Annotated in this window: 33 protein-coding genes; 2 read left to right on the top strand and 31 right to left on the bottom strand. The window is 39.4% G+C overall.

Annotated elements, in window-relative coordinates:
- Positions 1–58: 58 nt before the first annotated feature.
- Both FGQ66_RS01365 and FGQ66_RS01370 read right to left on the bottom strand, forming a co-directional pair.
- On the bottom strand, positions 59–1,741 hold the full coding sequence (locus FGQ66_RS01365) for a DAK2 domain-containing protein (protein ID WP_005880721.1): 1,683 nt from the start codon (positions 1,739–1,741) through the stop codon (positions 59–61).
- 52 nt (positions 1,742–1,793) lie between these two features.
- Positions 1,794–2,156 carry an Asp23/Gls24 family envelope stress response protein gene (locus FGQ66_RS01370; protein WP_005880723.1) on the bottom strand — a complete coding sequence of 121 codons (363 nt, stop codon included), beginning with the start codon at positions 2,154–2,156 and terminating at the stop codon, positions 1,794–1,796.
- 270 nt (positions 2,157–2,426) lie between these two features.
- Here FGQ66_RS01370 and rpmB point away from each other — a divergent pair, with 270 nt between their 5' ends.
- Entirely contained in the window at positions 2,427–2,615 is a 189-nt protein-coding gene (gene rpmB / locus FGQ66_RS01380; protein WP_005880725.1) for a 50S ribosomal protein L28, read from the top strand.
- A 382-nt stretch (positions 2,616–2,997) separates the two neighbouring features.
- Positions 2,998–5,661: a YfhO family protein gene (locus tag FGQ66_RS01385; RefSeq protein ID WP_138301453.1), complete on the top strand. Its 2,664-nt coding sequence runs from the start codon at positions 2,998–3,000 to the stop codon at positions 5,659–5,661.
- Between the two features lie 49 nt (positions 5,662–5,710).
- On the opposite strand, the gene truA is transcribed toward FGQ66_RS01385, so the two are convergent.
- From truA to rplB, 29 genes are all read right to left on the bottom strand, one after another.
- Positions 5,711–6,457, bottom strand: a complete 747-nt coding sequence (gene truA, locus FGQ66_RS01390) for a tRNA pseudouridine(38-40) synthase TruA (protein ID WP_115234970.1) — start codon at positions 6,455–6,457, stop codon at positions 5,711–5,713.
- 21 nt (positions 6,458–6,478) lie between these two features.
- Positions 6,479–7,276 carry an energy-coupling factor transporter transmembrane component T family protein gene (locus FGQ66_RS01395; protein ID WP_138301455.1) on the bottom strand — a complete coding sequence of 266 codons (798 nt, stop codon included), beginning with the start codon at positions 7,274–7,276 and terminating at the stop codon, positions 6,479–6,481.
- On the bottom strand, positions 7,266–8,135 hold the full coding sequence (locus tag FGQ66_RS01400) for an energy-coupling factor ABC transporter ATP-binding protein (RefSeq protein ID WP_081133717.1): 870 nt from the start codon (positions 8,133–8,135) through the stop codon (positions 7,266–7,268). Before FGQ66_RS01400 ends, FGQ66_RS01395 begins: the two co-directional genes overlap by 11 nt.
- Positions 8,111–8,950: an energy-coupling factor ABC transporter ATP-binding protein gene (locus tag FGQ66_RS01405; protein WP_016177188.1), complete on the bottom strand. Its 840-nt coding sequence runs from the start codon at positions 8,948–8,950 to the stop codon at positions 8,111–8,113. The genes FGQ66_RS01400 and FGQ66_RS01405 overlap by 25 nt, the downstream gene beginning before the upstream one ends.
- A 274-nt stretch (positions 8,951–9,224) precedes the next feature.
- On the bottom strand, positions 9,225–9,605 hold the full coding sequence (gene rplQ, locus FGQ66_RS01410; RefSeq protein WP_005880733.1) for a 50S ribosomal protein L17: 381 nt from the start codon (positions 9,603–9,605) through the stop codon (positions 9,225–9,227).
- 27 nt (positions 9,606–9,632) lie between these two features.
- The gene (locus tag FGQ66_RS01415; RefSeq protein WP_005880735.1) at positions 9,633–10,571 is read right to left on the bottom strand and encodes a DNA-directed RNA polymerase subunit alpha; all 939 of its coding nucleotides are present in this window, start codon (positions 10,569–10,571) and stop codon (positions 9,633–9,635) included.
- 79 nt (positions 10,572–10,650) lie between these two features.
- A complete protein-coding gene (rpsK, locus tag FGQ66_RS01420) occupies positions 10,651–11,040 on the bottom strand; it encodes a 30S ribosomal protein S11 (protein WP_002288714.1) in 390 nt (129 codons plus the stop codon).
- A 27-nt stretch (positions 11,041–11,067) separates the two neighbouring features.
- The gene (gene rpsM, locus FGQ66_RS01425) at positions 11,068–11,433 is read right to left on the bottom strand and encodes a 30S ribosomal protein S13 (RefSeq protein WP_002288713.1); all 366 of its coding nucleotides are present in this window, start codon (positions 11,431–11,433) and stop codon (positions 11,068–11,070) included.
- Between the two features lie 17 nt (positions 11,434–11,450).
- Positions 11,451–11,567: a 50S ribosomal protein L36 gene (gene rpmJ, locus FGQ66_RS01430; RefSeq protein ID WP_002288710.1), complete on the bottom strand. Its 117-nt coding sequence runs from the start codon at positions 11,565–11,567 to the stop codon at positions 11,451–11,453.
- Between the two features lie 32 nt (positions 11,568–11,599).
- Positions 11,600–11,818, bottom strand: a complete 219-nt coding sequence (infA, locus tag FGQ66_RS01435) for a translation initiation factor IF-1 (protein ID WP_002288695.1) — start codon at positions 11,816–11,818, stop codon at positions 11,600–11,602.
- 191 nt (positions 11,819–12,009) lie between these two features.
- On the bottom strand, positions 12,010–12,657 hold the full coding sequence (locus tag FGQ66_RS01440) for an adenylate kinase (protein WP_005880738.1): 648 nt from the start codon (positions 12,655–12,657) through the stop codon (positions 12,010–12,012).
- Between the two features lie 65 nt (positions 12,658–12,722).
- Positions 12,723–14,018, bottom strand: a complete 1,296-nt coding sequence (gene secY, locus FGQ66_RS01445) for a preprotein translocase subunit SecY (RefSeq protein ID WP_081133715.1) — start codon at positions 14,016–14,018, stop codon at positions 12,723–12,725.
- The gene (gene rplO / locus FGQ66_RS01450) at positions 14,018–14,458 is read right to left on the bottom strand and encodes a 50S ribosomal protein L15 (RefSeq protein WP_005880742.1); all 441 of its coding nucleotides are present in this window, start codon (positions 14,456–14,458) and stop codon (positions 14,018–14,020) included. The genes secY and rplO overlap by 1 nt, the downstream gene beginning before the upstream one ends.
- Positions 14,459–14,515: 57 nt before the next feature.
- Complete coding sequence (gene rpmD, locus FGQ66_RS01455; protein WP_005880745.1) at positions 14,516–14,695, bottom strand: 50S ribosomal protein L30; 180 nt, start codon at positions 14,693–14,695, stop codon at positions 14,516–14,518.
- Between the two features lie 14 nt (positions 14,696–14,709).
- Positions 14,710–15,210: a 30S ribosomal protein S5 gene (rpsE, locus tag FGQ66_RS01460; protein WP_002288681.1), complete on the bottom strand. Its 501-nt coding sequence runs from the start codon at positions 15,208–15,210 to the stop codon at positions 14,710–14,712.
- A 20-nt stretch (positions 15,211–15,230) separates the two neighbouring features.
- Positions 15,231–15,587, bottom strand: coding sequence for a 50S ribosomal protein L18 (gene rplR / locus FGQ66_RS01465; RefSeq protein WP_005880747.1), 357 nt, complete (start codon positions 15,585–15,587; stop codon positions 15,231–15,233).
- Between the two features lie 162 nt (positions 15,588–15,749).
- Entirely contained in the window at positions 15,750–16,286 is a 537-nt protein-coding gene (gene rplF / locus FGQ66_RS01470) for a 50S ribosomal protein L6 (protein WP_113845115.1), read from the bottom strand.
- Between the two features lie 31 nt (positions 16,287–16,317).
- The gene (gene rpsH / locus FGQ66_RS01475) at positions 16,318–16,716 is read right to left on the bottom strand and encodes a 30S ribosomal protein S8 (protein ID WP_002288675.1); all 399 of its coding nucleotides are present in this window, start codon (positions 16,714–16,716) and stop codon (positions 16,318–16,320) included.
- A gap of 35 nt (positions 16,717–16,751) precedes the next feature.
- Positions 16,752–16,937, bottom strand: a complete 186-nt coding sequence (locus FGQ66_RS01480; RefSeq protein ID WP_002356214.1) for a type Z 30S ribosomal protein S14 — start codon at positions 16,935–16,937, stop codon at positions 16,752–16,754.
- 18 nt (positions 16,938–16,955) lie between these two features.
- Positions 16,956–17,495, bottom strand: coding sequence for a 50S ribosomal protein L5 (gene rplE / locus FGQ66_RS01485; protein WP_005880790.1), 540 nt, complete (start codon positions 17,493–17,495; stop codon positions 16,956–16,958).
- Between the two features lie 28 nt (positions 17,496–17,523).
- Positions 17,524–17,832: a 50S ribosomal protein L24 gene (rplX, locus tag FGQ66_RS01490; RefSeq protein WP_005880792.1), complete on the bottom strand. Its 309-nt coding sequence runs from the start codon at positions 17,830–17,832 to the stop codon at positions 17,524–17,526.
- Positions 17,833–17,868: 36 nt separating this feature from the next.
- A complete protein-coding gene (gene rplN, locus FGQ66_RS01495; protein ID WP_005880793.1) occupies positions 17,869–18,237 on the bottom strand; it encodes a 50S ribosomal protein L14 in 369 nt (122 codons plus the stop codon).
- A 57-nt stretch (positions 18,238–18,294) separates the two neighbouring features.
- Entirely contained in the window at positions 18,295–18,561 is a 267-nt protein-coding gene (gene rpsQ / locus FGQ66_RS01500; RefSeq protein ID WP_005880796.1) for a 30S ribosomal protein S17, read from the bottom strand.
- Positions 18,562–18,585: 24 nt separating this feature from the next.
- Positions 18,586–18,774, bottom strand: coding sequence for a 50S ribosomal protein L29 (gene rpmC, locus FGQ66_RS01505; RefSeq protein WP_002288664.1), 189 nt, complete (start codon positions 18,772–18,774; stop codon positions 18,586–18,588).
- Complete coding sequence (gene rplP / locus FGQ66_RS01510) at positions 18,764–19,198, bottom strand: 50S ribosomal protein L16 (protein WP_002288661.1); 435 nt, start codon at positions 19,196–19,198, stop codon at positions 18,764–18,766. The genes rpmC and rplP overlap by 11 nt, the downstream gene beginning before the upstream one ends.
- Before the next feature lie 2 nt (positions 19,199–19,200).
- Positions 19,201–19,857, bottom strand: coding sequence for a 30S ribosomal protein S3 (rpsC, locus tag FGQ66_RS01515; RefSeq protein WP_005880799.1), 657 nt, complete (start codon positions 19,855–19,857; stop codon positions 19,201–19,203).
- A 13-nt stretch (positions 19,858–19,870) separates the two neighbouring features.
- Positions 19,871–20,218 (bottom strand): 50S ribosomal protein L22, encoded by a 348-nt coding sequence (gene rplV, locus FGQ66_RS01520; protein ID WP_002288657.1) that lies wholly within the window; start codon positions 20,216–20,218, stop codon positions 19,871–19,873.
- Positions 20,219–20,240: 22 nt separating this feature from the next.
- Positions 20,241–20,519 carry a 30S ribosomal protein S19 gene (gene rpsS, locus FGQ66_RS01525; protein WP_002288655.1) on the bottom strand — a complete coding sequence of 93 codons (279 nt, stop codon included), beginning with the start codon at positions 20,517–20,519 and terminating at the stop codon, positions 20,241–20,243.
- 42 nt (positions 20,520–20,561) lie between these two features.
- Positions 20,562–21,395: a 50S ribosomal protein L2 gene (gene rplB, locus FGQ66_RS01530; protein ID WP_005880801.1), complete on the bottom strand. Its 834-nt coding sequence runs from the start codon at positions 21,393–21,395 to the stop codon at positions 20,562–20,564.
- Between the last annotated feature and the right edge of the window lie 13 nt (positions 21,396–21,408).

The following is a 21,408-nucleotide window of genomic DNA, read 5'->3' on the forward strand; positions in this document are numbered from 1 at the left end:
GGGCTGTACCATTTCTCTGGCACAGCCCTTACTAATTCGATCATTCTTTGCTACGTTCTTATTCTGCTGAGAATAGATATGGATAAACAGGTTGGTCTCCTTGATGGATCTCGAATTCCAAATCTGGATAACGTTCGACTAACTTAGCTGTCAAAGCTTCTGCTTGCTCAACTGAGCCGCCTTCACCAGCTAAGATCGTTACGATTTCTGTGTCTTCAGTGATCATTTTTTCTAGAGTATCTAATGAAGTTTCCACGATATCTGGATTAGAGATCACGATTTTCCCATCGATCATTCCTAAAAAGTCACCTTCAGTGATTTTTACGCCATCAATCGTTGTGTCACGAATAGCATGTGTCACTTGACCGCTCACTACACTTGAAAGCATTTCTGTCATTGTTTGTTTATTTTCATCTAATGATACTTGATCATTGAATGATAGCATCGCTGTCAATCCTTGAGAGATCGTCTTTGATGGCACGACTGCTACTGGGATTTCAGCAACTTCAGCTGCTTGGTCAGCAGCCATGAAAATATTTTTGTTGTTTGGCAACACGATAACTTTGTCTGCATTGACCTCTTGAATGGCTTTGACAATGTCCTCTGTACTTGGATTCATTGTTTGACCGCCACTGATCACGTAATTTGCACCTAAGCTTTTAAATAACTCTTGGATCCCTTCGCCAGCAGCGATTGCTACGATACCATAAGGTGTACGTGTCGGTTTTTGTTGTGCAAACGCATTGACATCTTCATCATGCTCTAAAATCGTTTCATGTTGCAAACGCATATTATCCACTTTTATTTTCACTAATGAACCAAATTTTTGTCCATAGTTCAATACTTCACCTGGATTTTCTGTGTGAACATGTACTTTGATGATTTCTTCATCATTGACTACTAATAATGAATCGCCTAATCCGTCTAAGTAATTGCGGAACTCTTCATAATCAAATTGGCTATCAACGGTTGGTCCTTCGCCGATTTTCACCATGATTTCTGTACAGTAGCCATAGTGGATATCTTCTGTAGCTAATTGTCCTTGGACACTACGATGATGTTCCGCATTGACCATGTCATCCATTTCTGCTGGAGATGGTTCATAGACTTCATCTGCTTGGAATTCACCGTTCAAAGCGCTCAAAAAACCTTCATAGACAAACAGTAATCCTTGTCCACCACTATCGACTACACCTACTTCTTTTAATACTGGCAATAAGTCAGGTGTTTTAGCTAAAGCACGTTTTCCGCCTTTGACAACAGCAGTCATCACTTCTATTACATCATCGGTTGATTTTGCTTTCTTTTCGCCAGCTTTGGCAGCTTCTCTCGCTACTGTCAGGATCGTTCCTTCCACTGGTTTCATGACCGCTTTATAAGCTGTTTCAACACCATGTGTAAAAGCCGCCGCTAGATCGGTAGCATTTAATACTGTTACATCTGGAATTTGTTTGGAAAAACCGCGGAATAATTGAGACAAGATAACGCCTGAATTTCCTCGAGCTCCCATCAATAATCCTTTAGATAGCATCGTTGCTAGATCTCCTACTTTTTCAGAAGTAGAGTCAACTACTGCTTTTGCTCCGCTAGTCATGGATAAATTCATATTTGTACCAGTATCTCCATCAGGAACTGGAAATACATTTAACGAATTGACATATTCTGCATTTATTTGCAGACGATTCGCGCCCGCCTGAACCATTTCCTGGAATTGGCTTGCACTGATTTCTGTTAAACTCACCTAGATAATCCTCCTTCAGATCGACTGCTGAATGAATCAGCAAGCCTCCTGCCTAGTCTGGCAGTACACGAACACCTTGGACAAAGACATTAACAGAATTGGCTGTTACACCTAATAATGCCTCCAAGTTGTATTTTACTTTTTCTTGAACATTACGTGAAACTTCCGAAATTTTTGTACCATAGCTAATAATCGTATAAACGTCCACCGCGATACCGTTATCTTCTTGACGAACGACTACACCTCTAGCATAATTTTCTTTACGTAAAATCTCAGTGATATTATCTTTGATTTGATTTTTGCTGGCCATTCCTACAACACCGAACACATCTGTCGCGGCGCCACCAACAACTGTTGCAATCACATCATTGGTAATTTCAATGGTTCCAGCTGACGTTTGAATTTTTACAGCCATGAATGAGCCTCCTTAACGGGTAAAATACTCCCATTTTTCTTCTATCATATTTTATCATAGCGCAACCTGAAATAAAAGGTAGTTACCCTAAAGTACTCAAAAACCCACGAATTTTTTAGAAATAACCTTGTATAATTTACAATTATTCTTGACAAATGTCAATTCTATCAGTGAAAATGTGCTTGCAAATTACTATTCTATATGATATGTTAGTCTGGTATGAGCTGAATTATTCTATTGCTCCAAATCAAAGCAAAGGAGGAAATTTACATGGCAAAAGTTTGTTACTTTACAGGTCGCAAGACAAAAAGTGGAAACAACCGTTCACACGCTATGAACTCAACAAAACGTACTGTTAAACCTAACTTACAAAAAGTTCGCGTAATGATCGACGGAACACCTAAAAAAGTTTGGGTGTCAACTCGTGCTTTGAAATCAGGAAAAGTTGAACGCGTTTAATTGAATAAAGTTTGAACCGTTCATTGTTGAACGGTTTTTATTTACATATAATAAGTAAAAATACCTAAAGTAGACTCTTCATTGAGTTCTTGCTTTAGGTATTTTTTCATACCACTTAAAAGTATCGGGTATTTGTCTTTTTATGATTGCTCAACTGTTTACGAAACATAGGTATATTCTTCTATTGATAGTTCATTTAGCTAGTATTTCGTCTAGATAAATTCAATTCTTTCGTTATGCTTCCTATAATAATTGACGATTTTATATTATTTATTTTGTTTTTTTATTTTTTTATGAAATGTAAAGTCTTTTAAGGTGGAGAAAAAGATGAATGTGATAAACTAGAAGTATCTTCATTATCATAGAAATTGGTGGTTTGAATATGAAAACAAAATTAAAACTTTTTCTTAAAGAGAATGGTCGCTACGCATTAGCTAGCTTCCTGATTCCTTTACTGATACTCACACTTGTTTATCTAAGTATCGGTATCTATCCTGGAAGCGACCGCAGCATTCTTGCGAGTGATGCCTTTTCACAATTTTCTAACTTTCATGCAAGCTTTCGGAATATGTTACTTGGAAAGCAAAGTATTTTCTATACATGGAATGCCTCTCTCGGTTTGAATTACCTTTCTTTGATCTCGTACTATCTAGGCGGGATCTTCACGCCGCTTGTGGTGTTGTTCCCTAATCAGATGATGCCTGATGCCCTTTATTTTCTTACGATTTTAAAAGTCGGCTGTGCAGGATTATCCTTTTGGTTTCTTGCAAGAACATACAAGATACCTCGTTGGGGCCATGTTGCGCTAAGTGTTAGCTATGCATCGATTTCTTTCATCACTGCACACTCAGAAATCATCATGTGGTTAGATGCCTTTATTTACCTTCCCTTGATCATTCTAGGGATTCATCGAGTAATGGATTTAAAAAAACCGATCGTCCTATTTGTCAGCTATCTCTTACTCTTTCTATCGAGTTTTTATATGGGATTCATGATCGGTGTCTTTTCCTTCCTTTACTTTGTTGTTAGACTTCTAAGTAATTGGTCGGTATATAAAAAAACGATTCTTCCTTACGGCATTACCTCTTTATTAGCTGGTGGTGCCTCAATGATCATTATTTTGCCTGCTATCCTTGATCTGCGCTCTAATGGAGAAGCACTGACTCAGATCACGACGTTCAAAACAGAGGCCACTTCCTACTTGGATCTGATCATGAAAAATATGGTGGGCGTTTATGATACAACCAAATATGGTTCGATTCCTTTTATTTACGCCGGATTGTTTCCATTAGTACTGTGCCTGTTTTATTTTATCAGCCGAAAAATCACTGTCAAAAACAAACTTTTATTTGGTAGTTTGTTTGCACTGTTGATTGCTAGTTTTTATATCGTTCCTTTGAATCTATTCTGGCATGGGATGCACGCACCGAATATGTTCTTATTCCGTTATGCGTACCTATTTTCTTTCTTAGTTATTTTACTAGCTGCCAAAGCTTGGGAAGTACTGACGAAAGAAGATCAGGGATTACTAGTCGGGATCAGCATTCTTCTTGCAGCAGTCTTCACTACTGCTTGGGGACTGAAACCAGCAGGTAGTTATTCTTATGTCACAACGACTTCCTTTGTTTTGACTGTTGTTTTCTTAGGGCTCTATGCTTTGACGATCGGTTTTTTCCACCATCACAAACAGTCAGTTAAATACCTCAGTCTATTGTTATTATTGCTCATGACTGCAGAAGCAAGTGTCAATACGAACAGCATGATCCATGGTATTTTAGATGATTGGAATTACGCATCGCGAAGTTTGTATACTGACCCTGCGCCCTCATTGAAAACATTAGTTGACAAAACAAAAAAAGAATCAGATACATTTTATCGTTTAGAAAACCTTGACCCCATCTCACCGAATGATTCGATCAATTATGGTTATAGCGGGATCAGTTTGTTTTCTTCTATCAGAAACCGAAACTCTTCTTCTTATCTGGATACATTAGGGTTTCGTTCTCGCGGAACGAATTTGAACATTCGCTATGCGAATAATACTTTGTTGATGGATGGTTTTACAGGAATCAAATACAATATCGCGAAAAACGACAGCAGCTTTAGTAAATACGGCTTTATTCGAGAAGATCAAAGCGGTGATTACACGCTCTATAAAAATATCAATGCTTTACCTTTAGCCTTTACTGCTCCTTTGTCGATCAATGATGTGGAACAGCCACTGACAGACAATTTGACTAGTCAAACAAATTTGATCAACCAACTGTCTGGTTTGAACGAACAGTATTATACATTCTATACACCAACATTAAAAAGCCAGCAAAATGTCACAGTCAGCAATACATCAACAGGTGTGACTTATGGCGAAACAGCTGAAAATCAGCCAAAAGTCTTAACTTGGGAAGTGAAAGTACCAGCAAATACACAAGCTTACTTGAGCCTTTTCCCAACGAATTATGCACAATTAGAAAGTTCAACTGCTACCATTACAGTAAATGGGATGTCACGCAAGACCCAAATCAATATCTCTGGGCAATATTACGATCTTGGTTATTATCCGCAAGAAACGACAGTCACCTTTACTGCTAGTTTTTATGGCACAAAAGAAGTTAGTTTTATGGCACCCAAAGTCATCGGCTTAGATGTTGTAGCTTATCAAGCTGCCATGAACCAGATCAAGGACAACGGTGTTGAGATGGACACTACAGGACGTACCGCTACAGGAACAGTCAATACTCCTGAAGATAAGATGCTTGTCACAACGATTCCTTATGATGCAGGTTGGAAAGCCAAAGTTGATGGCAAGTCAGTAGAGGTAGAAAACTTTAAAGATGCCTTCTTGATGATCAAAGTTCCAGCAGGTAAGCACACTGTCACGTTTAGTTATTTACCTCAGGGATTTATGCTCGGTACCATCTTATTCGTTCTCTGTCTTGCCCTGTTCATTCTCTACGTCTGGTATCTAAAGCGTAATAGTTCATTTAAACGAGTTACTGAAATCGAACAACCAGCTCCGCAAAGGACCTCACATCGTAGAAGAAAATAAAAAAACTCCTTTAGTCGTCTGATCATCATCAGATACTAAAGGAGTTTTTTTATTCGTATTTGACTTCGTAAAGATATAGCCCTTCTGGATGAGCAGTCGGTCCAGCAGCATTACGATCTTTTTTCGCTATGATTTCAGGAATACTATCCTCTGCCAAACGTCCATTCCCAATTTTAAGCAATGTTCCAACTAAGATACGGATCATTTTGTAAAGAAAACCATTGCCGCGGAAAGTAAACAAAAGCTCATCGCCGGTTTCATTCACTTCCATTTTCGCCTCATAGATCGTTCGAACTTTGTCTTCGATAGAACTACCAGAAGCACAAAAAGAAGTGAAATCATGTGTTCCTAATAAATCAGGAAGCGCTCGTTGGATCTTTTCCACATCTATTGGATAAGGAAAATAACTGGCATAATGGCGTCGAAATGGACTACGCGGTTTGCCTATATCCACTCGAAATTGATACGTTTTTTCTTTTACAAGATAACGAGCATGGAAATCTTCTGAGACAATTGCTACTTTTTTCACTGCAATATCTTCTGGTGACTGCGTATCTAAAGCAAAACGCATGCGTTCTAACGGACGCTCTTCGGGGTAATCAAAATGGATCACTTGCCCCATTGCATGTACTCCTGCATCTGTACGACCAGACCCAAAAACAGTGATTTCTTTACCATTCGCCATCTTTGTTAATGTTTTTTCTATTTCTTCTTGTACGGTACGACCATTTGGCTGTTTTTGAAATCCATTAAAGTTCGTTCCATCATATGCAATAATTGCTTTGTAGCGTGTCATACATTCACCTTTTCTACTAAATCAGCTTCTTAAAAAAATCAACGCGATCGTCAATAATACAAATGCAAGAATGACGTACGTATCACGGTTGTGCCAATGAAGGATACGGTATTTCGTTCGTCCTTCACCACCTTGATAGCCTCTTGCTTCCATAGCTGTCGCCAAATCTTCTGCACGATTAAAACTGCTGACAAATAACGGGATCAACAAGGGAATGACAGCTTTCATTTTTTGAACTAAGCTACCTTCTCCAAAATCGACGCCACGTGCGCGTTGCGCATTCATGATTTTTTCTGTTTCATCCATCAAAGTAGGAACAAAACGTAAGGCGATCGACAACATCAAGGAGATTTCGTGTACTGGAAAACGCACAGCCTTTAAGGGTCTTAACAGATATTCAATTGCATCAGACAATTCTAAAGGAGGCGTGGTCAATGTCAATAATGTCGACATAAAGATGATCAATACGAAACGGCAAAAAATGAAGAGTCCGTTCATCACACCAAATTCAGTGATGTTAAAGATCCCCCAACTCCAATAAGTCGCGCCACCGCTTGTAAATAAGACTTGTAAAGCTACGGTGAATAAGATCAACCAGATCAACGGTCGAATACCACGAATGAAGAATTTGATATCGACTTTCGAAAGAAAAACAGCAAGCAACGTGAAAACTGCTAATAGTGCATAAGTCTGCCAATTATTTGCTAAAAAAATGATACCGATAAAATAGAAGCTGGCTAATAATTTTGCACGAGGATCTAATCGGTGAATCAAGGAATTCCCTGGCATATACCGACCAAAAATCAATTTATTCATCATGTGCATTTCCTCCTGCTAATTCAACAATCTTATCTGCCAACTCTTCAGCAGTGATCGGCAACTCGGAAAATAGCTTCTCGCGATTGTTTAATTTTTCTGCAAACTCGGTAGCAGTAGGAACACCTAATTGCTTGTCTTTTAACCAGGTAAGATTTTGAAAAACTTGATGGGGTCGTCCACTTTCGACAATTTTCCCTTTTTCAAGTACATAGACATAGTCGGCGTAGTTCGCCACATCGTCCATCAAGTGGGTGACTAGTACGATCGTAATATTCTGCTCTTTATGCAGACGCCAGAACATATCCATCATTTCTTTTCTTCCCTGCGGGTCAAGTCCTGCTGTTGGCTCATCTAAAACGAGTACCTCTGGTTTCATTGCTAAGACGCCAGCAATAGCCACTCGCCGCATTTGTCCACCAGACAATTCAAATGGCGAACGTTCTAAGTAAGTCTCATCTAAACCAACATGCCCAAGCATCTCTTTTGCTAACTGAAGCGCATCTTCGTCACTGACTCCAAAATTTTTAGGACCAAACGCAATATCTCGAGCGACTGTTTCTTCAAATAATTGTGCTTCCGGAAATTGAAAAACGATCCCGACTTTTTTACGGATCGGTTTTAAATTTTTATTGTTCGTATCAGGTTTGATTTGTCGATCGCCAATATGTACGATTCCACTCGTAGGCTTGACCAATGCATTTAGATGTTGAAGTAGGGTCGATTTACCACTACCTGTATGGCCGACTAGAGCTGTATAACTATTTTCTTCAATCGTCATATCAATATCAAATAGCGCTCTTTGTTCAAATGGCGTATTGGGCTGATACGTAAAATCTACTTTTTCAAAACGGATGTCCATAACCAGTCCACCATCCCTTCTTCAGTCATGTACTCTTCTGGAACGACAAAACCTCGTTGTTTTAATGCACTCTTTAATTTTTCAGGAAAAGGAAGATCCAACCCAAGATTGATCAGTTCAGGACCAGCAGAAAAAATTTCTTCTGGTGTTCCTTCATTAACTAGCTCACCTTGTTTCATGACAAATATCCGATTGGCATTCGCTGCTTCATCGATATCATGTGTGATAGATATGACCGTCAAGTTGCTTTCTTCTTTAATCTTTTTGATCGTCGAAATAACTTCTTCTCGTCCTTCGGGGTCTAACATGCTAGTCGCTTCATCTAAAATGATGATATCTGGCCGTAACGCAACAACCCCTGCAATAGCAACTCGTTGTTTTTGTCCACCAGACAATCGTGCAGGTTCTCTTTTTGCAAAGTCACTCATACGGACTTTTTCAAGTGCATCCTTTACACGAACCACCATTTCTTCACGTGGGATACCCTGATTCTCAAGACCAAAAGCAACATCATCTTCCACTGTTGATCCGACAAACTGGTTGTCAGGGTTTTGGAAAACCATGCCGACCATTCGACGTATAGACCAGATGTTTTCTTCATTTAGTAACTGCTTTCCTACCTTTACCGTGCCTGATTCTGGCAAAAGCAGACCATTGATCGTCTTTGCGAGTGTTGATTTACCTGAACCATTGTGCCCGATAATTGCGATCCATTCACCTTGATTGATCGTAAATGAAATATCTTTTAACGCAAAACGGGGGTCATCTGGTTGGTATTTGTAATTAATCTTTCCTAATTCAATAATTGGCTCCATAATTACTCCTTCTCCATCCTAAAGTTCCTACTAACACTATCAAAAAATACCTGATTTTTCAATTGTTTCCGTTTTAATTAAAGTGTTTTTTTGTACCTTCAAATAGATGTCAAGACAGTTAATTGAAGGTACAAAAAAACACTTTATGATGAGTGCATACTCCTCAAATCGATTCGACTTGAGGAGTAGCGCTGAGCTAGACTCGGAAGAGTTAACTTCCAACATCATAACACTCTAAAAGAATCATCTATAAAGTGATGTTATTAGTGTGATTTTAGACAAGTTCTAAGACAACCATTGGTGCACCATCACCGCGTCTTGGTTCTGTCTTCAAGATACGAGTGTAGCCACCTTGACGTTCAGCATAACGAGGTGCAATATCGTTGAATAGTTTTTGCAAAGCTGATTCAATGACGATATCCTCATTTTCTTCACGTACGCTAGCAACTTCATTACGTACAAAAGCCGCAGCTTGACGACGTGCATGCAAGTCTCCACGTTTGCCTAAAGTGATCATTTTTTCTGTAGTTGAGCGAACTTCTTTCGCACGAGCTTCAGTAGTCACAATACGTTCGTTAATTAATAAGTCAGTTGTTAAATCACGCAACATCGCTTTACGTTGGCTAGATGTGCGTCCTAGTTTACGATAACTCACGTTGGTTTCCCTCCTTCGTAAAAGGTTTTAATCTTCTTTACGTAAACCTAAACCTAAGTCGTGTAATTTTGCTTTCACTTCTTCTAATGATTTACGTCCTAAGTTACGGACTTTGATCATTTCTGGCTCAGATTTATTCGTAAGTTCTTGTACAGTATTGATTCCTGCACGTTTTAAACAATTGTAAGAGCGAACAGATAAGTCTAATTCTTCAATTGTCATTTCCAACATTTTTTCTTTTTGTGTTTCTTCCTTTTCGACCATGATTTCAGCATTTTTCGCTTCATCAGTCAGGTTAACAAAAATATCTAAATGTTCAGTCATGATTTTTGCAGATAAACTCATTGCTTCCAATGGTTCGATTGAACCATCTGTCCAAATCTCCATCGTCAATTTATCAAAATCTTCACGGTGTCCAACACGAGTGTTTTCTACTTGGTAGTTTACACGACGAACTGGTGTGTAGATTGAATCGACTGGAAGTACGCCGATCGGCATATCTTCTTTTTTGTTTTCATCTGCTTGAACATAACCACGTCCTGGTTTCACTGTTAAGCGAGCATGGAACGTAGCACCTTCTGAGACACTACAGATGTACATATCTTTGTTAAGAATTTCTACCTCACTATCAACGATAATATCGCCAGCAGTTACTGTAGCAGGTCCGGTAATATCGATTTCAAGGGTTTTTTCTTCTTGGCCATACATTTTCAGTGCTAAACCTTTAATGTTCAAGATGATTTGAGTGACGTCTTCTCGTACACCTTTAATGGTAGAGAATTCATGCAGTACACCATCGATTTGAATATTAGTGATGGCAGCACCTGGCAAAGAAGATAATAAAATACGACGTAGGGAATTCCCTAAAGTAGTCCCATAGCCTCTTTCAAGAGGTTCAACGATGAACTTGCCATAATCTTTTTCTTCATCAATTTTTGCGATTCTTGGTTTTTCGAACTCAATCATTCTTATCTTTACCCCTTTCAAAACGAAAAGTGTCTTGTTCAATGACGTTACTAATAGAACTCAAAATGAGCGGCACTCATTAAACACGACGGCGTTTTGGAGGGCGGGCACCATTATGAGGAACTGGAGTCACGTCACGAATTGCAGTCACTTCTAAACCTGTAGCTTGTAATGAACGAATTGCTGCTTCACGTCCAGAACCAGGTCCTTTAACTGTTACTTCAACAGTCTTTAATCCGTGTTCCATTGCTGCTTTTGTAGCTGTTTCTGCTGCCATTTGAGCGGCAAAAGGAGTTGATTTTTTGCTTCCTTTGAAGCCTAATGAACCAGCTGACGACCACGCTAATGCATTTCCGTGAGTATCAGTGATCATGATGATAGTGTTGTTGAATGTAGAATGGATATGTGCAATACCTGCTTCTATATTCTTTTTCACACGGCGTTTACGATTCACTTTTTTTGCTGCCATGAAGTTTTAACCTCCTTCACTTAAGAATTATTTTTTCTTGCCAGCGATAGCGCGAGCTGGGCCTTTACGAGTACGTGCATTGTTTTTCGTGTTTTGTCCACGAACAGGCAAACCACGGCGATGACGGATGCCTCGGTATGAACCGATTTCCATCAAGCGTTTGATGTTTAAGTTCACTTCACGACGAAGATCACCTTCAACTTTTAATTTATCTACTTCCGCACGGATAGCATCTGTTTGTTCATTCGTTAATTCACGAACGCGAACATCTTCAGATACACCAGCATCAGCTAAGATTTTTTTAGCAGTAGTGTTACCAATACCATAGATATAAGTAAGTGAAACTACTACACGTTTATCACGAGGAATATCTACTCCTGCAATACGAGCCATATTTATTGCACCTCCAATTATCCTTGACGTTGTTTATGTTTTGGATTTGCTGGGCAAATCACCATAACGCGTCCTTTACGACGAATTACTTTACAATGTTCGCACATTGGTTTTACTGATGGTCTTACTTTCATGATAATACCTCCTGTAGTTTTACGGAGTACAATTATTTAAAGCGATAAGTAATACGGCCACGGTTTAAATCGTACGGAGACAATTCAACCGTCACTTTGTCACCAGGTAAGATACGGATGTAATGCATACGAATTTTACCTGAAACAGTAGCAAGAACTTGGTGTCCGTTTTCTAGTTCAACTTTAAACATTGCATTCGGCAAAGTTTCGACGACTGTACCTTCGACTTCAATCATATCTTCTTTTGCCACGCACAGTACCTCCTTGTACTTGTTTCGCATTTTCACACGATAAAATGGCGGAAACTGCAGTTCCCACCTCAAAATTCTCAAAATGGATCATCTAGAGGATTTCTCTAGAAGTCGGACTGACATATTCTATCATAATTTATTGAACTTGACAAGAGTAACTGCTTAATGCAAGTCGGCTACGGGCAATCGTGCTATTTTTCAATGATTTTTTGTACATCAGTAAATACAGCATCGATTTCACGATCACCATCGATAGTGTGTAGCAAACCTTGTTCTTTATAATAAGCCAAGATTGGTTCACTATTTTTGATGTTGATAGCCAGACGATTTTTAACCGTCTCAGGTTTATCATCTTCTCTTTGATAGAATTCATGCCCACCACAACGATCACATGTGTCTTCAACTTTTGTAGGGTTGAAAATTTTATGGTAAGTTGCTCCACAGTTACGGCAGATGAATCGGCCAGCTAAACGCTCAACCAATACTTCTTCACCAACATGGATATCGATGACAGCATCAATTTTTTTATTTAAATCTTTCAGCATTGCGTCCAGAGCTTCTGCTTGCTCAATCGTACGTGGAAAGCCATCTAATAAGAAGCCTTTCTCCGTATCTGGTTCAGCTAAACGCTCTTTCACGATTCCATTTGTTACTTCATCAGGAACTAATGCACCTTTATCAATATAAGACTTTGCTTCCAAGCCAAGAGCTGTTTCATTTTTCATTGCTGCACGAAACATGTCTCCTGTTGAGATATGCGGAATATGATAAGCATCAATGATTTTTTCTGCTTGTGTTCCTTTACCCGCGCCTGGTAGCCCCATTAAAATGAGGTTCATTGTTTACCCTCCTAATAAATGTGAGAACGTGTGTTGAGGAAAAACCTCAACACGCTTTCTTACTCTTACTCAATAAATCCAACATATTTACGTTTCAGCATTAAGCCTTCTAACTGTTTCGCAGTTTCTAAAGCAACACCGATAACGATCAGTAAGCTGGTACCACCTAACCCGATAGATTGAGGCAAATTCCAGACCATTTGAGCAATGATCGGTAATAAAGCCACCAAACCAAGGAAAATTGCACCGACTGTACTTAAACGCATCAATAAGCTTGAGACATACTCTTCAGTCCCCTTACCAGGGCGTACGCTTGGTATATAACTTCCTTGTTTTTGTAAGTTTTCCGCTAATTTCTCAGGGTTCACTTGAACAAAAGCATAGAAGAACGTAAATGCAACGATCAGTATCGTATAAATCGTCGCACCTGGCGCCGTGTTATAGTTAAAGATCTCCATCATTATCTTATACCAATTTTCAGATCCAAACCGACCACTCAATGCTTGTAATACCGCATTAGGAGTAGCAATAAACGAGCTGGCGAAGATAACCGGGATAACCCCAGCCGCATTCACTTTCAACGGTAGATAACTACTTGTTGGAGCGCCTGCTACGCGTTTCGTATATTGGATCGGGATCTTGCGTTCAGCTTGTTGGAAAAATGTGACAAACGTTACGATCAATAAAATCGCAACAAGTAAGATGGCAACGAAAATTGCAGATTTCCAGATATCTGAAGGATCAATGTTTATAAAGTAATCTTCATAAATTTCTTTGACACTTTCAGGTAGTCTAGAAATGATCCCTGCAAAGATGATCATTGACACACCATTACCAATACCTTTTTCGGTGATTTGTTCTCCTAACCAAGTGACAAACATTGTACCGGCAGTCAAGATCAGACCGATCGTTACATACGTTGACACATTAGGGTTATTGACAAAACCTAATTGGGCATATTGGTTAAACCCAGCAGTGATACCGACTGATTGGATAAATGCCAATACTAATGTCAGGTATCGTGTTGCTTGATTTAACTTTTTACGACCAACTTCCCCTTGCTTTGACCATTCCACGAAACGTGGAACGATATCCATTTGTAGCAATTGGATGACGATAGACGCTGTAATGTAAGGTGAAACCCCCATTGAGAAAATAGAGAAGTTTTGCATCGCACTACCACTGACTAAGTTCAACATATTGAAAAATGGCAAAGAAGAAAGATTTTGCAATGAACTAGCATCTACGCCAGGCACAGTAATATGTGCGCCTAGACGAAATACAAATAGAACAAACACTGTGAATAGGATTTTTGATCTAATATCTTTTACTTTAAAAGCATCTTTTAATAGTTTAAGCATTAGATCACCTCGATTGATCCACCAGCAGCAACAATTGCTTCTTCAGCTGCTTTAGAGAATTTTGCGGCCTTCACAGTTAATTTTTTAGTTAATTCACCGTTAGCTAATACTTTGATTCCAGCTTTTTCGTTTTTCACGATTCCAGCTTCTACTAAAGCAACTGGTGTTACTTCAGCACCGTCTTCAAAGCGATTCAAGACATCAAGGTTAACAACTGCGTAGTCTTTACGGTTCACGTTTGTGAATCCACGTTTTGGTAAACGACGGAATAATGGCGTTTGTCCACCTTCAAATCCTAGACGTACACCACCGCCTGAACGAGCTTTTTGTCCTTTTTGACCGCGTCCAGCAGTTTTTCCGTTACCAGAAGAAGTACCACGTCCAACACGATTGCGTACTTGGCGTGAACCTTCTGCAGGTTTCAATTCATGAAGTTTCATAGGTTTGGCACCTCCTTAATATTCTAGTTCTTAATTTCTTAGATTATTTAAGTTTAATTAGACTTCTTCAACGTCCACTAAATGAGAAACAGTATTGATCATGCCTTTGATAGCATCGTTAGCAGGCTTAACCACTGAACTGTTAATCTTAGTAAGACCTAACGCTTTGACTGTATCGCGTTGGTTTTGAGGACGTCCGATAATACTGCGTTTTAAAGTAACTTTTAATTCAGCCATTATGTTTGTCCTCCTTATCCGATTAATTCTTCAACAGATTTGCCACGAAGTTCTGCAACTTCTTCAGCACGTTTCAATTGTTTCAAACCTTCAACAGTTGCACGAACAACGTTGATTGGTGTATTTGAGCCTAAAGATTTAGAAGTGATATCTGCTACCCCAGCTAATTCTAATACGGCACGAACTGGTCCACCAGCAGCAACCCCAGAACCTTCAACAGCAGGTTTCATTAGGATTCTACCACCACTAAAAGCACCGATTACTTCGTGTGGGATTGTTGAACCAACCATAGGTACTTCAACTAAGTTTTTCTTCGCATCTTCAATTGCTTTACGGATTGCTTCAGGTACTTCTTGTGCTTTACCTGTACCAAATCCTACGTGTCCGTTTTTGTCACCGACAACAACTAAAGCAGCAAAACGTAGACGACGTCCACCTTTAACAACTTTTGTTACACGGTTAATTGCAACAACGCGGTCTTCTAATTCCAAATGTTTTGGATCGATATAAACCATGAATGGTATTCCTCCTTCTTCTAAAATTCTAGTCCATTTTCGCGAGCAGCTTCAGCTAAAGCTTGCACACGGCCATGGTAAAGGTATCCACCACGGTCAAAGACTACTACTTTAATGCCTTTTTCAGTTGCGCGTTCAGCAACCAATTTACCGACAGCTTGTGCTGCTTCTGTTTTTGTTCCACCTGAAATTTCTTTATCCAAGGTAGAGGCACTTGCTAGCGTTACACCCGCTACGTCATCAATAATTTGAGCGTAGATGTTTTTGTTAGAACGAAAAACGTTCAAGCGTGGGCGCTCAGCAGTACCAGAGATATTGTTACGTACACGACGATGTCTCTTTTGACGTGTTTTGTTCTTATCTGGTTTTGTAATCACAATTGTCACCTCTTTAATTTTATTGTATTGCTTGATCAAGCAATAAACTGAAAGTCCCGAAAAATAGAAGCTGCGGCACAAGCAAAATTTCTTTTGATCGAAGAAAAACTTCTGCAAAATATTTTTTTCCTGCTGCTGGCTTCTATGCAATTTTCAAAACTATTATTTACCAGTTTTACCTTCTTTACGGCGTACATATTCGCCAACATAACGAATACCTTTACCTTTATAAGGTTCTGGAGGACGAGTTCCACGGATGTTCGCAGCTAATTCGCCAACTTCTTCTTTGTTCGCACCTTTAACAATTACTTGTGTATTTGCTGGTACTTCAACAGTTACTCCAGCTGGTGGTGTGATTTCGACTGGATGTGAGTAACCAACGTTCAATACAAGTTTTGATCCTTGTAATTGTGCACGGTACCCAACCCCGATCAATTCTAACGCTTTTTGGAATCCTTCGCTGACACCTACAACCATGTTGTTGAAGTTGGCACGAGTTGTTCCATGAATTGTTTTCATTTCTTTACTGTCGTTCGGACGAGTGAATGTCACTTCGTTTCCTTCGATATTCATTTTGATATCAGAAGAGAAAACACGTGTTAATTCACCTTTTGGTCCTTTAACTGTAACGTTGTTTCCATCTTGAGTAACAGTTACTCCTTCAGGGATCACAACGACTTTATTTCCAATACGGCTCACTTAAAGACACCTCCTTGTAGATTCTACTTGATTACCATACGTAAGCGATAACTTCGCCGCCAATATTTTTTTCACGAGCTTCTTTATCAGTGACAACACCTTCAGAAGTCGAAATGATTGCGATACCTAAACCGTTCAATACTTTTGGTACTTCGTCAGCTTTGACATAAGCACGCAAACCTGGTTTAGAGATACGTTTTAAGTTTGTGATAACACGCTCGCCGTTTTTACCAAATTTTAGGAAAACACGGATCACGCCTTGTTTGTCATCTTCGATATATTCAACATCACGAACGAAACCTTCACGTTTCAAGATTTCAGCGATGTCACGTTTAATTTTTGATGCAGGAACTTCTAAAGACTCATGTTTAACCATGTTTGCGTTACGGATACGAGTTAGAAAATCTGCAATTGGATCTGTCATGACCATTGATCTTTTACCTCCTTCTTATGCGAATTTACTTTTTACCAGCTAGCTTTCTTCACGCCGGGAATTTGACCTTTATAGGCAAGTTCGCGGAAGCAAATACGGCAAAGATGGAACTTACGATAAACTGAATGTGGACGTCCGCAACGTTCGCAACGAGTATAAGCTTGTGTTGAATGTTTTGCAGGACGTTTGTTTTTAGCAATCATTGATTTTTTAGCCACGTAGTTCGCCTCCTTTAATTATTTTTGGAATGGCATGCCTAATTGTGTCAACAACTCACGAGATTCTTCATCTGAGTTAGCTGTCGTTACAATAACGATGTCCATACCACGTACTTTATCTACTAAATCATAATCTACTTCTGGGAAGATCAATTGTTCTTTAATACCTAAAGTATAGTTTCCACGACCGTCAAAGGCTTTTTTACTTACACCATGGAAGTCACGTACACGTGGTAGAGAAACTGAAACCAATTTGTCTAAGAATTCGTACATTCTTTCTCCGCGCAATGTAACTTTTGCACCAATTGGCATTCCTTCACGTAAACGGAATCCAGCGATTGATTTTTTAGCTTTTGTAATCATCGGTTTTTGTCCAGTGATCAAAGTTAATTCTTCAACTGCTTTATCTAAGTTTTTAGCGTTTGATACCGCATCACCAACACCCATGTTGATGACGATTTTTTCAACTTTAGGTGTTTGCATAACAGAGCTATAGTCAAATTTTTCCATCAATGATGGAGTTACTTCTTTAAGATATTTTTCTTTTAGGCGGTTCATTCAGTAAGACCCTCCTTCCTTAAACTTATTATTTATCTAAAACTTCACCGGTTTTTTTAGAAACTCGGACTTTTTTGCCATCTACTTCTTTATAGCCAACTCGGCCAGCTACGCCAGTAGAGTCGATCACCATCACGTTAGAAACATGAATTGGAGCTTCCATCTCAACGATTCCACCTTGAGGAGCAGCTTGAGAAGGTTTTTGGTGTTTTTTAACAACATTTACACCTTCGACAATGACTTTATCTTTTTTAGGAAACGCTGATAATACAACGCCTTCTTTATTTTTGTCTTTTCCAGTGATAACTTTAACTTTATCGCCTTTTTTAACAAACATAACTGTTTCGCACCTCCTTTGATAAGTGTCTCAAAATTATAAAACTTCTGGTGCTAGTGAAACGATCTTCATGAAGTTGTTTTCACGTAGTTCACGTGCAACTGGCCCAAAGATACGTGTTCCACGAGGGCTTTTATCATCACGAATAATCACTGCAGCATTTTCATCAAATTTAATATATGAACCGTCTGTACGACGAGCTCCTGATTTTGTTCGAACGATAACGGCTTTTACGACGTCACCTTTTTTGACAACCCCACCTGGCGTTGCTTGTTTAACCGTAGCTACGATCACGTCACCGATACTAGCAGTTTTACGACCAGAACCACCAAGGACTTTGATCGTCAATATTTCACGTGCGCCTGAATTATCAGCGACTTTTAAACGACTTTCTGCTTGGATCACGTTGTGTATCCTCCTTTCAGATTTTGCATTCAATCTATATAGGAAAATCTCGTGTTATTAGATAATAACTGCTTCTTCGACTACTTCCAACAAACGGAAACGTTTTGTAGCTGATAATGGACGAGTTTCCATAATTTTCACGATGTCGCCAACTTTTGCTGTGTTGTTTTCATCATGTACTTTGTATTTCTTAGAATAGTTCATGCGTTTGCCATAGATAGGGTGGTTTTTCTTTGTTTCGACAGCAACGGTAATTGTTTTATCCATTTTGTCTGAAACCACACGACCTTGATAAACTTTGCGTTGATTTCTTTCTTCAGTCATACGCTTAATGGCCTCCTTCCATAATTACTTAGCTTGTTCACGCAACACAGTTTTGATGCGTGCAATCGATTTACGTACTTCTTTAATACGTGCAGTGTTTTCTAATTGACCTGTTGCTAATTGGAATCTAAGATTAAACAATTCTTCTTTTAATTGTTTTTCTTGATCAAGCATTTCGGCAGTGGTTAATTCTCTGATTTCTTTAACCTTCATTCGATTCACCACCCATTTCCTCACGTTTTACGATCTTAGTTTTCATTGGTAATTTGTGAGAAGCTAGACGTAACGCTTCACGAGCCACTTCTTCAGGAACGCCTGCGATTTCAAACATGATTTTACCACGTTTTACTGGTGCAACCCATCCTTCAGGTGCCCCTTTACCAGAACCCATACGTACCCCAATTGCTTTGGCAGTATAAGATTTGTGAGGGAAAATTTTAATCCATACTTTCCCACCACGTTTCATGTAACGAGTCATTGCGATACGAGCAGCTTCGATTTGGCGGTTAGTGATCCAATGTGAATCAACAGCTTGCAAACCGTATTCACCGAATGCTACTTCTTTACCACCTTTAGCTTCCCCGCGCATTTTTCCGCGGAATTCACGACGGTGTTTTACACGTTTAGGTACTAACATGATTATTTCCCTCCTTTCTCAGTGTTTTTTTTAGTTGGAAGAATTTCTCCACGATAGATCCACACTTTAACTCCTAGTTTTCCGTATGTTGTATCTGCTTCTTCCCATGCGTAATCAATGTCCGCACGTAAAGTATGAAGAGGAACAGTTCCTTCTGAGTATCCTTCTGAACGAGCGATATCTGCTCCGTTTAGACGTCCAGATACTTGAGTTTTGATTCCTTTAGCGCCAGAACGCATTGAACGTTGGATGGCTTGTTTTTGAGCGCGACGGAAAGCAACACGGTTTTCTAATTGACGTGCGATTCCTTCACCTACTAATTTTGCATCTAGATCTGGTTTTTTGATTTCCACGATGTTGATATGGATTCTTTTACCAGTTAGTTTGTTTAATTCTTTTCTTAGGTTTTCGACTTCAGATCCGCCTTTACCAATAACCATACCTGGTTTTGCTGTGTGAATTGAAATGTTAACACGGCCTGTAGCACGTTCGATTTCAATTGTTGATACAGCAGCATCAGCAAGTTTAGTTGAAATAAATTTACGGATTCTTAGATCTTCGTGTAAGAACTCTGCATACTCTTTTTCAGCATACCATTTTGCATCCCAGTCGCGGATGATGCCTACACGCATTCCAATTGGATGTACTTTTTGACCCACTGATTATCCCTCCTTATTTTTCTGATACGACTACCGTGATATGACTTGTACGTTTGTTGATTGGAGAAGCTGATCCTTTTGCACGTGGACGGAAACGTTTCATTGTTGGTCCTTCGTTAACAAATGCTTCAGATACTACCAAGTTTTCAACATCTAAGTCAAAATTATTTTCTGCATTCGCAACTGCTGACATCAATACTTTTTCAATGATTCCAGCAGATTTGTTTGGTGTGAATTTCAAGATTGAAATTGCATCCGCAACACTTTTACCTCTGATAAGGTCAATTACTAAACGGGCTTTTCGAGGTGAAGTGCGAACTGTTTTTGCAGTTGCTTTAGCTGATGTGATTTGTTCTGCCATTTGGTTTTATCCTCCCCTCAAATTAGCGTTTAGTTTTCTTATCGTCTGCGGCATGGCCACGATAAGTTCTTGTTGGTGCAAATTCACCTAATTTGTGTCCTACCATATCTTCTTGGATGTAAACTGGTACGTGTTTACGTCCATCGTATACTGCGATGGTATATCCAACAAAACTTGGGAATACTGTCGAACGACGAGACCAAGTTTTGATAACTTTTTTCTTTTCAACCCCTGCTTGAGCTTCAACTTTTTTCATTAAATGCTCATCAACGAAAGGTCCTTTCTTTAAACTACGACCCATGGTGAACCTCCTCTCAAAATGTGCGACACATGGTCAAAGTAATTATTTAGTTTTACGACGACGAACGATAAGTTTGTCTGATTGTGCTTTTTTGTTACGAGTTTTGTAACCAAGAGCTGGTTGACCCCAAGGAGAAACTGGTGCTTTACGTCCGATAGGAGCTTTACCTTCACCACCACCGTGTGGGTGATCATTAGGGTTCATTACGCTACCACGTACAGTTGGGCGTTTGCGCATCCAACGAGAGCGTCCTGCTTTACCGATATTGATAAGTTCATGTTGTTCGTTACCTACTGAACCGATTGTAGCGCGGCAAGCAGCTAAGATCATACGAACTTCACCAGAGTTCAAGCGGATCAATACGTATTTGCCTTCTTTACCAAGTACTTGAGCACTTGTACCAGCAGAACGGATCAATTGTCCACCTTTACCAGGTTTCATTTCAATATTGTGGATAACAGTACCAACTGGAATATTTTCTAAAGGAAGAGTATTTCCGATTTTGATATCTGCTTCTGGACCTGAAACAAGTTTCATTCCAACTTGTAGTCCTTTTGGTGCTAAGATGTAAGCTTTCACTCCATCTTCATAGTGTACTAACGCGATGTTAGCTGAACGGTTTGGATCATATTCGATCGTTTGAACAGTTGCAACAACGTTATCTTTGTTACGTTTGAAGTCGATCACGCGATATTGGCGTTTATGTCCGCCACCTTGGTGACGTACAGTGATGCGGCCGTTGTTATTACGTCCAGCATGGTTTTTCAATGGTTGTAACAATGATTTTTCAGGTGTTGATGTTGTGATTTCAGCAAAATCAGAACCTGTCATGTTACGACGACCATTTGAGGTAGGTTTGTACTTTTTAATCGCCACGTTTTTCCCTCCT

This window comes from Enterococcus sp. BSD2780061688st2 D3 (assembly GCF_005844145.1).
Lineage (GTDB): Bacteria > Bacillota > Bacilli > Lactobacillales > Enterococcaceae > Enterococcus_B > Enterococcus_B durans.

What these genes read in the sequence shown, in the direction of transcription:
- rpsK (WP_002288714.1), bottom strand. Translation starts at nt 11,040, where the DNA reads ATGGCAGCAAAAAAAGTGAATCGTAAACGCCGTGTGAAAAAGAATATA.
- FGQ66_RS01405 (WP_016177188.1), bottom strand. Translation starts at nt 8,950, where the DNA reads ATGGAGCCAATTATTGAATTAGGAAAGATTAATTACAAATACCAACCA.
- rpmD (WP_005880745.1), bottom strand. Translation starts at nt 14,695, where the DNA reads ATGGCTGAATTAAAAGTTACTTTAAAACGCAGTATTATCGGACGTCCT.
- FGQ66_RS01400 (WP_081133717.1), bottom strand. Translation starts at nt 8,135, where the DNA reads ATGGACATCCGTTTTGAAAAAGTAGATTTTACGTATCAGCCCAATACG.
- rpsQ (WP_005880796.1), bottom strand. Translation starts at nt 18,561, where the DNA reads ATGACTGAAGAAAGAAATCAACGCAAAGTTTATCAAGGTCGTGTGGTT.
- rpsS (WP_002288655.1), bottom strand. Translation starts at nt 20,519, where the DNA reads ATGGGTCGTAGTTTAAAGAAAGGACCTTTCGTTGATGAGCATTTAATG.
- rplE (WP_005880790.1), bottom strand. Translation starts at nt 17,495, where the DNA reads ATGAACCGCCTAAAAGAAAAATATCTTAAAGAAGTAACTCCATCATTG.
- rpsH (WP_002288675.1), bottom strand. Translation starts at nt 16,716, where the DNA reads ATGGTCATGACAGATCCAATTGCAGATTTTCTAACTCGTATCCGTAAC.
- FGQ66_RS01370 (WP_005880723.1), bottom strand. Translation starts at nt 2,156, where the DNA reads ATGGCTGTAAAAATTCAAACGTCAGCTGGAACCATTGAAATTACCAAT.
- rpmB (WP_005880725.1), top strand. Translation starts at nt 2,427, where the DNA reads ATGGCAAAAGTTTGTTACTTTACAGGTCGCAAGACAAAAAGTGGAAAC.
- rpsM (WP_002288713.1), bottom strand. Translation starts at nt 11,433, where the DNA reads ATGGCTCGTATTGCAGGAGTAGATATTCCTCGTGATAAACGTGTAGTA.
- rplO (WP_005880742.1), bottom strand. Translation starts at nt 14,458, where the DNA reads ATGAAACTTCATGAATTGAAACCTGCAGAAGGTTCACGCCAAGTACGC.
- truA (WP_115234970.1), bottom strand. Translation starts at nt 6,457, where the DNA reads ATGACACGCTACAAAGCAATTATTGCATATGATGGAACGAACTTTAAT.
- rpsE (WP_002288681.1), bottom strand. Translation starts at nt 15,210, where the DNA reads ATGGTTTATATCGATCCAAAACATTTGGAATTAGAAGACCGCGTTGTT.
- FGQ66_RS01440 (WP_005880738.1), bottom strand. Translation starts at nt 12,657, where the DNA reads ATGAACCTCATTTTAATGGGGCTACCAGGCGCGGGTAAAGGAACACAA.
- rplX (WP_005880792.1), bottom strand. Translation starts at nt 17,832, where the DNA reads ATGTTTGTTAAAAAAGGCGATAAAGTTAAAGTTATCACTGGAAAAGAC.
- secY (WP_081133715.1), bottom strand. Translation starts at nt 14,018, where the DNA reads ATGCTTAAACTATTAAAAGATGCTTTTAAAGTAAAAGATATTAGATCA.
- FGQ66_RS01415 (WP_005880735.1), bottom strand. Translation starts at nt 10,571, where the DNA reads ATGATTGAGTTCGAAAAACCAAGAATCGCAAAAATTGATGAAGAAAAA.
- FGQ66_RS01395 (WP_138301455.1), bottom strand. Translation starts at nt 7,276, where the DNA reads ATGATGAATAAATTGATTTTTGGTCGGTATATGCCAGGGAATTCCTTG.
- rpmC (WP_002288664.1), bottom strand. Translation starts at nt 18,774, where the DNA reads ATGAAGGTTAAAGAAATCAGAGAATTAACCACTGCCGAAATGCTTGAT.
- FGQ66_RS01385 (WP_138301453.1), top strand. Translation starts at nt 2,998, where the DNA reads ATGAAAACAAAATTAAAACTTTTTCTTAAAGAGAATGGTCGCTACGCA.
- rplV (WP_002288657.1), bottom strand. Translation starts at nt 20,218, where the DNA reads ATGGCAGAACAAATCACATCAGCTAAAGCAACTGCAAAAACAGTTCGC.
- rplP (WP_002288661.1), bottom strand. Translation starts at nt 19,198, where the DNA reads ATGTTAGTACCTAAACGTGTAAAACACCGTCGTGAATTCCGCGGAAAA.
- rpmJ (WP_002288710.1), bottom strand. Translation starts at nt 11,567, where the DNA reads ATGAAAGTAAGACCATCAGTAAAACCAATGTGCGAACATTGTAAAGTA.